The sequence below is a fragment of the Acidobacteriota bacterium genome, from assembly GCA_019347945.1.
In the GTDB taxonomy this organism is placed as follows: domain Bacteria; phylum Acidobacteriota; class Thermoanaerobaculia; order Gp7-AA8; family JAHWKK01; genus JAHWKK01.
Genome location: JAHWKK010000032.1, coordinates 19,307 through 32,606, shown reverse-complemented (window position 1 = coordinate 32,606; position 13,300 = coordinate 19,307). Strand labels below are relative to the sequence as shown.

Annotated in this window: 11 protein-coding genes; 9 read left to right on the top strand and 2 right to left on the bottom strand. The window is 63.6% G+C overall.

Annotation, left to right across the window (positions count from 1 at the left end; genetic code table 11):
* The first annotated feature begins 247 nt into the window (after positions 1–247).
* The 8 genes from KY459_15320 to KY459_15285 all read left to right on the top strand — a co-directional run bounded on the left by KY459_15320 (position 248) and on the right by KY459_15285 (position 9,024).
* The gene (locus KY459_15320; GenBank protein MBW3566079.1) at positions 248–751 is read left to right on the top strand and encodes an arginine repressor; all 504 of its coding nucleotides are present in this window, start codon (positions 248–250) and stop codon (positions 749–751) included.
* Positions 752–813: 62 nt separating this feature from the next.
* A complete protein-coding gene (argC, locus tag KY459_15315) occupies positions 814–1,830 on the top strand; it encodes an N-acetyl-gamma-glutamyl-phosphate reductase (protein ID MBW3566078.1) in 1,017 nt (338 codons plus the stop codon).
* Entirely contained in the window at positions 1,827–2,609 is a 783-nt protein-coding gene (gene argB, locus KY459_15310) for an acetylglutamate kinase (protein ID MBW3566077.1), read from the top strand. Before argC ends, argB begins: the two co-directional genes overlap by 4 nt.
* Positions 2,563–3,786 (top strand): acetylornithine/succinylornithine family transaminase, encoded by a 1,224-nt coding sequence (locus KY459_15305; protein ID MBW3566076.1) that lies wholly within the window; start codon positions 2,563–2,565, stop codon positions 3,784–3,786. Before argB ends, KY459_15305 begins: the two co-directional genes overlap by 47 nt.
* A 2-nt stretch (positions 3,787–3,788) precedes the next feature.
* Entirely contained in the window at positions 3,789–5,018 is a 1,230-nt protein-coding gene (locus tag KY459_15300) for an argininosuccinate synthase (GenBank protein ID MBW3566075.1), read from the top strand.
* A gap of 62 nt (positions 5,019–5,080) precedes the next feature.
* Positions 5,081–6,418, top strand: coding sequence for an argininosuccinate lyase (gene argH / locus KY459_15295; protein ID MBW3566074.1), 1,338 nt, complete (start codon positions 5,081–5,083; stop codon positions 6,416–6,418).
* Positions 6,415–7,596 carry a bifunctional glutamate N-acetyltransferase/amino-acid acetyltransferase ArgJ gene (argJ, locus tag KY459_15290; GenBank protein MBW3566073.1) on the top strand — a complete coding sequence of 394 codons (1,182 nt, stop codon included), beginning with the start codon at positions 6,415–6,417 and terminating at the stop codon, positions 7,594–7,596. Before argH ends, argJ begins: the two co-directional genes overlap by 4 nt.
* A gap of 519 nt (positions 7,597–8,115) precedes the next feature.
* A complete protein-coding gene (locus KY459_15285) occupies positions 8,116–9,024 on the top strand; it encodes an alpha/beta hydrolase (protein ID MBW3566072.1) in 909 nt (302 codons plus the stop codon).
* Positions 9,025–9,055: 31 nt separating this feature from the next.
* On the opposite strand, the gene KY459_15280 is transcribed toward KY459_15285, so the two are convergent.
* A complete protein-coding gene (locus KY459_15280; GenBank protein MBW3566071.1) occupies positions 9,056–10,525 on the bottom strand; it encodes a sodium/solute symporter in 1,470 nt (489 codons plus the stop codon).
* A gap of 447 nt (positions 10,526–10,972) precedes the next feature.
* On the opposite strand from KY459_15280, the gene KY459_15275 reads away from it, so the two are divergent.
* Positions 10,973–12,769 (top strand): NUDIX hydrolase, encoded by a 1,797-nt coding sequence (locus tag KY459_15275; protein ID MBW3566070.1) that lies wholly within the window; start codon positions 10,973–10,975, stop codon positions 12,767–12,769.
* A gap of 140 nt (positions 12,770–12,909) precedes the next feature.
* Here the strand turns inward: KY459_15275 and KY459_15270 are convergent, their stop codons facing one another.
* Positions 12,910–13,299, bottom strand: coding sequence for a DUF4870 domain-containing protein (locus tag KY459_15270; protein ID MBW3566069.1), 390 nt, complete (start codon positions 13,297–13,299; stop codon positions 12,910–12,912).
* Between the last annotated feature and the right edge of the window lies 1 nt (position 13,300).

The window sequence follows — 13,300 nt, the reverse complement described above, 5'->3', positions numbered from 1 at the left end:
AGGAACTACTTTTTTTTTATAACTTCTATACTTCGCGGTGTTTTTTTTTATACCTTCACATTCTCAACACCCCCCACCCCCCCCCCTGCTGGGTGTGGGGTGGGGTTATTCACATTCTAAATTACCCTCCCCGATGTGCGCGTGTTGATTTAATTGGTTTTAAATTATATTTTACCCCCCCCGACCCCGCCCTGCCTGGAATAAACCCTTGCCTTGAACGCATATTTATGCTGGAATATGAATAAACATGCACTCGACCATCCAGAGAAGAGACGAGATCGCAAGGATCATCCGGGAGACGGCATCGACGTCTCAGCAGGAGATCCTCGACCTTCTGGCAGCCCGAGGCTTCGAGATCACCCAGCCGACGCTCTCGCGCGACCTGCGCGAGCTTGGTGCGATCAAGGGTCCCGATGGCTACGTTCTGCCGGATTCTCTCCTCGGAGCGACCGTCGCCCAGTTCACTCCGCGTGAAAGCCGGGAGGAGCGGTTCGACGCCGCGGTCCAGACCTTGGTGATCTCGGCGATCCCGGCGGGAAATCTCATCGTCCTTCGAACTCCTCCCGCGGAGGCACAGCCGCTCGCGCGGGCGATCGACGATGCCGCACTCGAGGGAATCGTCGGATCGATCGGGGGCGACGACACCGTGTTCGTCGCGACGGTTTCCGCCAGAACCGCAAAGGCTCTGTCGGATCGAATTCACGCCTCGCTCTCCTCCCCCACGAGGAAGCTCCTTCGTACGAGGCCCTGACCGCCAGTCAGGGCGACGCATCTTCCCCATTCCCTTTTCATTCAGGAGCTGAAGAACATCACATGACAAACCGTGTCTCGATCGTGGGTGCTACCGGATATTCAGGAGCCGAGCTCGTCTCGCTGCTCGCGAAGCATCCGTCCGCCGAGATCGCGTCGGTCTTCTCAAGCGAGGCGAATGCCGGCGCGCCGTTCGCGTCGATCCATCCGTCTCTGCGAGGGGTGGCTGGGCCGAGAGTCGAGGCGCTCGATTTCGACGCGCTTCTCGCCACCGATCCGGACACCCTGTTTCTCGCGACACCGAACGAGCTGTCGGCCGAGCTCGTGCCGCGACTCGCCGCCGAGAAGATCACCACGATCGATCTCTCGGGATCGTTTCGGCTCCGCGACGCCTCTCTCTATCCTCTCTTCTATGGGTTCGACCATCCTTCGGCCGGTCTTCTCGATCGGGCGGTCTACGGACTGACCGAGTGGTGCAACGGATCGCTCGAGGGAGCCACGCTCGTCGCGAACCCCGGTTGCTACGCGACCTCGATTCTTCTCGCGCTCAGGCCTCTCGACCCCCTTCTCGGCGGCGCCACGATCATCTGTGATGCGAAGAGCGGCGTCTCGGGAGCCGGCAAGAGAGCGAGCGTCGACTACTCGCTCGGCGAGCTCGCCGGGAACTTCAGCGCTTACGGTGTCGCCGGTCACCGGCACCAGCCGGAGATCGCATCGCAGCTCGGCGACGGCCCGGCGTTTCTCAGCTTCGTTCCGCACCTGCTCCCGATTCCGCGCGGCATCTTCTCGACGATCCACATCGGCTTCGACCGCTCGGTCGAGCCCGGCGAGATGGCTGCCGCATATTCGGAGGCGTACGACGCCGCTCCGTTCGTCCACGTCCTCGATCACGGCGACCTCCCCAGCCTCAGGAGCGTCGTCGGTACGCCGCACTGCGAGATCGGATTCCAACTTCTCGGCGAGGGGCGACGCGCCGTCGTCGTCTCGGTCATCGACAACCTCCTCAAGGGGGCAGCATCACAGGCAGTTCAAAACTTCAACCGGATTCACGGATATGCCGAAACGGAGGGCCTCTCATGAACGACTGGATGGTGATCAAGATCGGGGGAAGTCTCCTCGAAAGCCCCAACACCCGTGCCACAGCACTCGGTGCAATCTCCTCGGCGTGGGCCAGCGGAAGGAAAATCGCCGTCGTCCACGGCGGAGGCCGCCGCGTCGATACGAACCTGACACGCCTCGGAATCCCGAAGCTCACCCACGCGGGCCTCAGAATCACCCACCGCGAAACGCTCGACGTCGTCGTCTCCACACTCGCGGGGACGGTCAACAAAATGCTCGTTGCGGAGCTCGGGCTCGCCGGTACGCCGGCTGCCGGACTCTCCGGAGTCGACGGCGGGACTCTCGTCGCCGAGGTCCATCCTCCGGTCGACGGGGTCGACCTCGGGTTCGTCGGAACCGTCCGGAGCTCCAGCCCGGCGCTCATCCGGGCGACGGCGGAAGCCGGTTTTCTCCCCGTGATCGCCTCCGTGGCGGGAAGCGAGAGCGGTGCGCTCCTCAACGTCAACGCCGATACCGCGGCGGCCGCGATCGCAATCGCACTCGGTGCCGAGAGTCTCCTCTTTCTGACCGATGTCCCCGGCGTCCTCGACGACAAGGGGCGCGTTATCGAGCGGATCACGATGGATACCGCCCGGCAAATGCTCCTCTATCGCGTCGTCGGCGGCGGAATGCTGCCGAAGCTCCAGGCCTGCGTCGAGGCTCTCAGCCGGGGAGTCTCGGAGGTCATCGTCGCCGGTACGGCGGGGCATCAGGATGCGATCTTCGAAGGAATGGGAGGGACTCGCCTTGTTGCAGCATGACGTCTCGAACGAGTCGGTCGAGCTCCGGGAGGAGTCTTACGTACTCGGTACGTACGCCAGAACCTCGTTTCATCCGCGCTCCGGGAAAGGAGCGAAGCTCGTCGATGCCGAAGGAGTAGCCCGCTGGGATCTTCTCGGGGGGATCGGCGTCAACGTACTCGGGCACGGACACCCGGCGATCAAACGGGCCCTGCGCGCGGCGTCGAAGGGACTGCTGCACGTCTCCAATCTCTATTACCACCCGTGGCAGGGGATTCTCGCCGACCGGCTTCTCCACGCCACCGGTCTGTCGAAGGCATTCTTCTGCAACAGCGGAACGGAGGCGAACGAGGCAGCACTGAAGTTCGCGCGTCTCGCGAATCCCGGCCGCACCCGGCTCGTCGCTCTCGAGGGAAGCTTTCACGGAAGAACGTTCGGCAGCCTTTCGGTGACCGGCCGCGAGGCCTACCGGACGCCGTTTGCTCCGCTGCTCGCCAGCGAAGTCGCGTTCGCGAAACCGAACGACATCGCTTCGCTGGAACGGGCGATCGATCACGACACATCGGCCGTCATCCTCGAGCCGGTCATGGGAGAAGGCGGAGTCATTCCGCTCGACATCGAGTACATGCAGGCGGCCAGCAGGCTCGCCGCAAAGCACCGCGCGGTCCTCATCTGCGACGAAGTCCAGTCGGGCATCGGCCGCACCGGGTCGTTCTACGCTCACCAGATCAGCGGCATCCTTCCCGACATCGTGACGCTCGGGAAGCCGATCGGCGGCGGGCTTCCGCTCGGAGCCGTTCTCGTGACGCGCGAAATCGCGAATCTCATCAAACCGGGGATGCACGGAACGACCTTCGGAGGAAATCCGGTCGCCTGCCAGCTCGGAATTGCAGTGCTTCAGACGATCGCCAACGAGCGTCTTCTCGACCACGTGACCGCGCTCGGGGACTTTCTGGAGAGCCGCCTCAGACCTCTCGTCGGAACGCTCGGAATCGTCGACGTCCGCGGCGCGGGTCTCATCCAGGGGATCGAGCTCGATCAGCCCGCCGCTCCGATCGTCGGCAAACTGTTCGACCACGGATTCATCGCCGGTACCGCCGGTGATCGCGTCATCCGCATTCTTCCGCCCTACATCATCGAAAAAAAGACGCTCGCTGGCTTCGTCAGCACGCTCGAAAAGATTCTGAAGGAGAACTGACAGTGAAAAACAAGCTCTACAAAGTCGCCCTCGCCTACTCCGGTGGTCTCGATACCTCGATCATCATCCCGTGGCTGAAGGAAAACTACGGATGCGAGGTGGTTGCGGTCGCCGTCGACGTCGGTCAGGTGGAGGAAACCGCCCGGCTCGAGGAAAAGGCCTACGCCACCGGAGCGTCGGAGTTCTATCTGATCGACGCGGTCGACGAGTTCGCCCGCGACTATCTCTTTCCCGTCCTTCGCTCCGGCGCAATCTACGAGGCCGATTATCTGCTCGGTACCTCGACCGCGCGGCCGTTGATTGCCCGGAAGCAGGTCGAGATCGCTCTGGCCACCGGATGCGACGGTCTGGCTCACGGCTGCACCGGTAAGGGTAACGATCAGGTTCGCTTCGAGCTCGCCTATCAGGCTCTCGCTCCGCAGCTTCCGGTGATCGCACCGTGGCGGGAGTGGGACATCGTTTCCCGCGAGGACGCGATCGACTACGCGACTGCCCACAACATCCCGATCCCCGTCACGAAGAAGGATCCGTATTCTCGCGACGCCAATCTGTGGCACATCTCTCACGAGGGTGGCCCGCTCGAGGATCCCGACTTCGAGCCGGAGGAATCGATGTTCCGGATGACGCTGAGCCCCGAGGCCGCGCCCGACGAAGCGCAGCGCGTGTCGATCACTTTCGAAGGAGGGATTCCTGTCGCGGTCGACGGCGAATCGCTCGCACCCGCTGAACTGGTCCGAAAGCTCAACCGGATCGGAGGCAACCACGGCATCGGCCGGATCGACATCGTCGAGAACCGTCTCGTCGGGATCAAGTCGCGCGGAGTCTACGAGACGCCGGGCGGCACGATCCTCTACCAGGCGCTTCGGGCGCTGGAGACCCTCACTCTCGACCGCGACTCGGCGCACGAAAAGGAGCGGATCGCCACGCGATACGCCGAGCTCGTCTACAACGGCCAGTGGTACTCGCCCCTACGGGAAGCCCTCGAAGCTTTTTCGGTCAGCCTCGCCCGGAACAACTCCGGAACGGTGACGCTCAAGCTCTTCAAAGGCGGATGCGCGGTCGTCGGACGGAAATCCGCCGAGTCGCTCTATTCGCACGACCTCGCTTCGTTCGACATGACGGGCTACGACGCGACCGATGCCGCCGGATTCATCCGGCTCTTCGGCCTTCCGACGAAGGGGCGGCATCGCCTCGCACCGATCGCGGTCGATACAATCGCCGCGAAGGGCTGACGAATACGATGTCACGAAAGTCGATGTGGGGCGGGAGGTTCGAAACGGAGACGGATCCGCTGATGAAGCGTCTGAACGATTCGTTCCCGGTCGACTACCGCCTCCTCGACGCCGACGTCCAAGGATCGATCGCGTGGGCGCACGCTCTCGAGCAGGCCGGGGTTCTGACGGAAGCGGAAGCCGCGAAGATCGTGAAGGGGCTTCGAGCGATCGCGAAGAAGGGGACGGAGAATCTCCCGCTCGACGACCACGAGGACGTCCATTCGTACGTCGAATCGGCCCTCGGGGAGATCGTCGGGCCGCTCGCGAAGAAGCTTCATACCGGCCGCTCGCGCAACGATCAGGTCGCAACCGATCTCCGGCTCTGGCTCCGCGAGGCCGTGAACGACGCGATCGAACCGGTCCTCGATCTCACCGAGGCGCTCGCCCGCAAAGCAGAGGAAGAGCACGACTCGATCATGCCGGGATACACGCATCTCAAGCAGGCGGAGCCGGTCACCTTCGGGCACTGGTGCCTCGCGTACGTCGAGATGCTCCTCCGAGACGTGGATCGCTTCGAATCGGCACTCGAGCGCGGCGACGAATGCCCGCTCGGCAGCGGCGCCGTTGCCGGTACCCCGATCGACATCGACCGCGAATCGCTCGCCCGCGAGCTCGGATTCAGCCGGCCCACCGGCAACTCGCTCGACTCCGTCGCGAGCCGCGACTTCGAAGCCGACGCGCTCTTTGCCTGCTCCATGCTTCTGAGCCACCTTTCGCGCATGGCTGCCGACCTCATCTTCTTCTCGGCCGACGAAACGGCGTACGTCGAGTTCCCCGACGCGCTCGCGACCGGTTCATCCCGGATGCCGCAGAAGAAGAATCCGGATCTTCTCGAGCTCGTTCGCGCACACGCCGCGAGATCCGCCGGTGAGCTGAGCGGATTCCTGACGCTGATGCACGGCCTTCCCCTCGCCTACAACAAGGATCTGCAGCTCGACAAGGAACCGCTCTTCCGCTCGTTCGAGCTGCTCGAGTCGCTGCTTCCCGCTCTCGGAAGACTCGTCATCGGGCTCACCATCGATCGCGAGCGGATGAAAGCCGCAGCGTCGAGCGATCTTCTTCTTTCGACGGCGGTCATGGACTCGATGGCATCGCGAGATGTCCCGTTTCGCGAAGCGCACGAGATCGTCAGCCGTCGCATCGGCGAGGCCATCCGGAAGGGCGTCACGCTGGCAGAGCTCGGGCCCGATGGAAAGATCACGAAAGAGGATCTTCGCGAGCTCGACGCGACGCGGGCGGTCGCCCGAAAAGCCGCGACCGGCGGAACTTCGCCGAAACGCGTCCGAAAGGCCGCAGCGACCGCTCTGAAGAGAATCGAGAAGGCACGCGCGAAGCAGAACCGGGAGAGCGGGCGATGAGACTGCCGAAGGGTTTCGTCGCGTCGGGGATTCGTGCGGGTCTTCGAAAGAAGCGCCCCGACCTCGCTCTGATCGTCGCCGAGAACGGCGCGAATGCCGCGGCGATCTTCACGACCAACCGCTTCACCGCGGCACCGGTCGACATCTCGAAGCGCTCGCTCAAAGCGTCTTCGGGACGGGCGCGCGCGGTCGTCGTCAACGCCGGATGCGCGAACGCAGTCACCGGTCGCGAAGGATTCGAGGCGGCGAAGCGCGTGCAGAGCCGGACGGCCGAGCTGCTCGGCTGCGATCCGAACGAGGTCCTTCTCGCCTCGACCGGCGTCATCGGCGTCACTCTCGACGACACCCGGGTCCGGTCTGCTCTTCCGGAGGCTTTCAACCGGCTCTCGGCCACCGGAGTCGACGCCGCCTCGCATGCGATCCTGACCACCGACGTCGGTCCGAAAGTCGCCCGCGCGACGTTCAACTGGAACGGTACGCGTGCCCGGATCGTCGGAGTCGCCAAGGGGGCGGGGATGATCCACCCGAACATGGCGACGATGCTCGCATTCATCATGACCGACGCGCCGGCGACTCCGGCCTTCCTGAAGAAGGCTCTCGTCGAGGCAGCAGCCGAAAGCTTCAACGCGATCTCCGTCGACGGCGACACATCGACGAACGACTCGGTCTTCCTCCTCGCATCGGGAAGTCTCGAAGGGGACCCGATGGCCGGGGGCGAAGAGAGTGCGGCGTTTCTCGGTGCGCTGAAGAGCGTCTGTCGCGAGCTCGCCTGGATGATCGTGCGCGACGGTGAAGGGGCGATCCGCGTGATGGAGGTCGAGGTTTCGGGAGCGAGAACGCACCGGGATGCAAAGCTCGCCGCGCATGCCATTGCAACGTCTCCTCTGGTCAAGACCGCGCTGCACGGCGGCGACCCGAACTGGGGCCGGATTCTGGCGGCCGTCGGACGAAGCGGCGCAAAATTCTCACCGAAGAAAGTCTCGCTCCGGATCGGACCGCTGACGCTCATCGAGAACGGCGAGCCGAACGGGTACCGGGAAAAGGACGCCGCGCGGATCTTCTCCCGTGAGCGCGTTCCGGTCACTCTCTCCCTCGGCAACGGCCCAGGACGCGCCACCGTGCTCAGCTCCGACCTCGGGCACGACTACGTCTCGCTCAACGCGGACTACCGAAGCTAGGCAGGATTCAGGATTCAGGATCCAGGAGCCAGGATTCAGGAGCCAGCTTGCGCGATTCCCCCCATCACCGGGAGGGCGAGGCGCCTGCCGAGCCGCCCCGTGACGAGCTCGCGCAATGTCTCCGCTCCGCGCAGTACCGCGGGCTTCCAGCCCGCCTTCACCAGCTTCGCTGATTGTGGTTGAGGCAGGATCTTATGGACTGCGGCGCACCCCTGCGCCGCCTTCGAGTGCGGCGCACCTTGCGCCGCCCTCAACCCATCAGAACGCCGCGTACGAGACGGATGGGGAGAAATGAAAAATGGAAGCGGTTCCGACAATGAGATCGGCGCTCCTGCCGAAGCAGGATTCTGGCATAGCCAATCGACGCCCCGGGACAATGATCTCGACCCGGTATTTCGATACGTGGTAACCGCTTCCATAGAAGATGGTATCGCTCTCCTGGTGATCTGCCAAGTCAGCCCATGACGCGGGCGTCGACGGCGTCAGCCGCGATTTGTCAGAATGTACGGCGGATTCGTCATGACGAAGGCGAGAGAGAATTTCTTCGAAGCGCAGAGACGGATGCTCGACCGGTACGAGGTGAGTGCCGAATCACGCTTCATCGATGTACCATCAATCGACGGAAAGACTCACGTCCTGGTCTCGGGCGACGGACCACCGGTCGTGATGCTCAACGGCATCGGAACGCCCGGCGCGATGTGGGCGCCCCTGATGGCAGAGCTCGATGGATTCCGCCTGTTCGCGGTCGATCTCCCCGGCTATGGACTCACCGACACCATCGAGGCCTTCACCGAGGACTTCCGTCACAACACTGGCGTTTTTCTGGGCGAGGTACTCGACGGGCTCGAACTGAGCGCGGCGCCGTTCGTCGCCAACTCGCTCGGCTCGCTCTGGACGTTATGGCTGGCACTCGACAGACCGGAACGTGTGACCGCCATGGTGCATCTCGGCTGTCCGGCCATCGTCCTCGACACCTCAGCACCGCTGCCGATGCGACTTCTTTCCTTCCGGCCCCTCGGGCGTCTGCTGACGCGAATTCGTCCACCATCGGAGGGCCAGGTGGAGGAGTTGAGCCGGATGGTGAATGAGTACCCGCTCCCCCCCGAGCTGGCGGAGCTGCTGCTGAGAACCGAGCAGCTTCCGGGTTTCAGAGCGAAGTTTCTTCCGACACTCAACGCTCTGATCCGTTTGAGAGGCAATCGACCGGAGATGCGGTTGACTTCCGAGCAGCTCGAGGCGTTGAGACAACCGACCATGGTCTTCTGGGGTGAGAACGATCCCTTCGGCTCGGTCGAGACGGGCGAGCGGATGGTCGAGCTGATGCCCCGCGCCGAGCTGCACGTGGTCGGCGGAGGACATGCTCCCTGGATCACCGAGTCCGCGCGGATAGGTCCGGTCGCAGGCCGCTTCCTCCGCCAGGCCGGCTGAGGACGGCGCCGGGGTGCGCCGCACTCCATGTTCACCGGACCTGCGCGCTCGATTCCTTCGAAACGATCCACCCCACCGCGACAGTGACGAGGCTTCCGACGGTCACGTACCAGGGCCAGGCCGCGGAGGTTCCGAGCCAGACCCACGTCACCGCGGCGAGGCCCGCGATCATTCCTGCCAGCGCTGCTCGTGGCCCCCGTACTCCCATCGCCGCAAGAAGAAAGATCCCGAGGATCGGCCCGTTGAGCAGCGATGCGACCGAGAGCGCGATGTTGAGCGCCGAGCGGGTCTCCCCCATCAGAATCAGCGCGACGATGATCTGCGCGATGCCGGCGCCGACGGTGAAAAGGCGCGAAGCATTGAGGTAGTGGCGATCGTCCCTCCCCTTCACCGCGGGGGCATAGAGATCCGCGGTCGCGGTCGACGCGATCGAGCTGAGCGACGACGACAGCGCTGCGGCGAGTATGGCCGCCACGACGAGTCCCATCAGACCGGCCGGCAGATGATTCGCGATGAAGTGCGCGAAGACCTGATCCGGCGCATCGAAGGGCGCCGCCACGTTCGTCGCCCAGTCGGGAATCCGATCCGGCCGGTAGAAGGCGAAAAGCAGAATCCCGATGAAGAGGAACCCGAGGAACTGCACGAAAACGAGAACCCCGGAGGAGAGAAGGCCCAGCATCGCATCCCGCTCGCTCCGCGATGAGAGATATCTCTGCACCATGAACTGATCGGTTCCGTGTGTGCTCATCGTGAGAAAGCAACCCCCGATGAGTCCCGCCCAGAAGCCGAATGTCGTCGAGATGTCGAACGCGAAGTCGAAGAAGCGCAGCTTCCCGGCGGCCGCGGCGAGATCGATCGCGGCCGCTGCGCCGCCAGGGATCAGACCGGTGAGCACGACCGCCGCGGCGATCGCGCCGGCGATGTAGATGCCGAGCTGCACGACCTCGATCCAGACGACGGCCTCGATTCCTCCGAGGAACGTGAAGACGATCATGATCAGCCCGAGGCCGATGATCGAGGCGGGGATCACGAGATGGGAGGCCTGATCCGGGGCGAGCGCGGTGAAAACCGCGGCGATCACGAGCGCGGTCAGCAGCAGCCGCACTCCGTCCGCGATGATCCGCATGACGACGAAAATCGCCGAGGAGAGAGCGCGAACGCCGCCGCCGAAGACGCTCTGGAGCAGCTGATAGACGGTGACGAGCTCTTCCCGGAAATACGACGGTATGAAGAGGATCGAGATGACGATCCGGCCGATCAGGTACCCGAGAACGAGCTGCAGAAACCGGAAGTCGCCGCCGTACGCGTAGGCGATTCCGGGAACCGAGATGAAGGAGATCGTCGAAGTCTCCGTCGCCACGATCGACGCGCTGATCGCCCACCACGGGAGGTTGCGGCCGGCGAGGAAGTAACGGGCGGTCGACTTCTGCCGCTTCGAGAACCAGATTCCGGCAGCGATGACGCCTGTCAGGTAGGCGGCGATGATGACGAGATCGATCAAGGAGGGGGATTGTAACGGGAGGAGGTTGGAGGTTGGAGGAGTCGGGTCCGGGGGCAGGCTCGTGATTCGATTCCGCGAGCTGGCGTCGCCTTCGTTAGTGAGCCCCCGCCCCGATCCTTCGCCGGCTCAGGATGAAACGACCACGAAATTGTTGGACTTCGACCCTCCTGCAGCGCTTCGCTTGGGCTGATGTCCCAACCTGCGAGGTCCTTCGCCTGCCCGCCCGACCCCCCGCTCAGGATGACGTCGGTTTGAGTACGCGAGTTCGGTTGTTTCTGCACTCACGGGTGTCATTTCCGATCACCGTCGCAAGGCGCCGGTCACTTGCTCAGGATGACGAGGGCGCGGCGCTTCGCTTGGCCGTACTCCTCCAACCGCCAACCTCAAACCTCCAACCTGCTTCCAACCTCCAACCGTTTCTCCCAGATCGCATACGATAGTTCCGCCATGAAAAGCGCTCCGATGTCCGCCGCTCTCCTCCTCATCGCTGCGACCGCCTCTGCCCAGGAGCTCCCCGAGGGGTATTGGGGGGTCGATCGCAGTCAGCCGATCCTCGACGCGACCCGCACGATCCGTCTCGATCCTGATCTGTCGGACCTGACGCCCGGCGAGCGGCGCGCCGTCGGCCATCTCCTCGAGGCCGGGGCGATCCTCCACCAGCTCTACCTCGAAGCGAAGCATCCGGAAGCTCTCAGCTCGCTCGCCGCGCTCAGAGCGCTGCACGTCGAGCTCGACAGCCGCGCGACCAGGAACCTCCTCGCGCTCTACCGGCTGAGCAAGGGCCCGATCGTCACGACGCTGGAGAACGAGCGGGTGGCGTTCCTCCCGGTCGGTCCGGAGAAACCGGTGCGCAACATCTATCCTCCCGACGCCACGAGGGAAGCCATCGACGCATATCTCGCACGGCACCCGGAGATGCGTGACGAGATCCTCGCCGAACGAACCATAGTGAGAGCTTCGAGCGACACCAATCTCCGACACGACATCGGAACACTGGCGCGATATCCCGTTCTGCACGTGCTTCATCCGGGCCTCGCCGTTCATCTTCGGCACGTGGATGCGAACCCGGAGGAACATCCCTTCTACGCGATTCCTCAGTCAGTCGCCTGGGCGCCCGAGATCATGAAGATCTACGAGCTCCTCAACCAGGCCGCGGACGCGGTCGAAGAGGACGACGCTGAGTTTGCTCGCTATCTCCGCAACCGATCGCGGGATCTGCTGAGCGACGACTACGAAAGCGGCGACGCTTCGTGGGTGACCGGAAGATTCGGCCGTCTGAACGCGCAGATCGGATCGTACGAAACCTACGACGATCCGCTGTATGGAGCGAAAGCATTCATGTCGCTCAGTCTGCTCAAACGGGACGAGGAAGCCAGCACGAAGCTGAAGTCGGCGATCGCGGGGATTCAGGAGATCGAGAGCTCGCTTCCATACGAGCGGCAGAAGCGTGTCCGCGACGACATACCGGTCGGCGTTTACGAAGTGATCGCCGATTTCGGGCAGGCGCGCGGAGCCAATACCGCCACGATCCTGCCGAACGATCCTCTATTCTCGCAGCGTTACGGAAGGACGATTCTCCTGCGCGAGAACATCATGCGCAACCCGACGCTGTTCGAGAACACGAAGGCCGGATGGGACGCGGTGGTGGCGCCGGCTCATCGCGACGACCTCACTCCGAATGCAAACTTCGACCGGACGCTCTGGCACGAGATCGGTCACTACCTCGGAGTCGACCGCGACGTCAGAGGACGCACGCTCGACGTCGCTCTCGGGGCGACCGCCGACTCGTTCGAGGAGATGAAAGCCGACCTCGTATCTCTGTTCGCGGGTCCCGCGCTCAGAACCGCCGGATACTACGACGACGCCGGACTCCGATCGCTCTATGCGAGTGGGATTCTCCGAACGTTGCAGACCGTCAAGCCGCGGCGCGACCAGCCGTACCAGACGATGCAGCTGATGCAGTTCAACTGGTTTCTCGACACGGGCGTGCTGCAGTTCGATTCGCAAACGGACAGGCTCGCGATCGACTACTCCGCCTATCACGACGCGGTCGCTTCGCTTCTCGAAGAGGTGCTGGAGATCCAGAGTGCGGGGGATCCAGCGAAGGCCGAAGCGTTCGTCGACCGGTGGACCGGATGGAGCAATCTCCACGAGAGAATCGCGAAAGCGAGACGAGAGAGTCTCCGCTTTCGCAACGTCATCGTGAGGTACGACGCCGTCGACGGCGACGCGACGGCACCCTGAGGAAGGTGTCCCGGGCCGGTTGAAAACCGGCGGAACGGCCGGTTAGAAACCGGCGCTATATTCGATCGCCACTTTGCCGAAACTTGCGCCGCCCCCCCGAGCCTCGGCCGGCGGGCCCGACAGCCGAGGCTCGCTGGGGACTATTTGATCAGACGGAGGGTGAAGGGGTAGCGATAGAACTGTCCTTCGTTCGCCTTGATGCCGGCAATGATGGGAAACACGACGGCTGCGATTCCAACTGCCAGCATGATTACGAAGCCGACCAACACGATCGCGAGCAGACCGCCGATGACGAAGCCGATAAACACGGTGATCTGAAAATTGACCGCTTCCTTGCCGTGCTCGTCGACCATCGGATACTCATCCCTCTTGATGAGCCAGACGATGAGCGGGCCGAGCAGAAAGCCGATACCGGTAATGAGTCCGGTGAGCGCCGAAAGGTGCGTGATCATTGCCCACTGACGGGCATCCGGACTCGTTGCGGGTTCGTTCCGCGGTGGTGGTACGGGGGTTGGTTCTGGGTTAGTCATC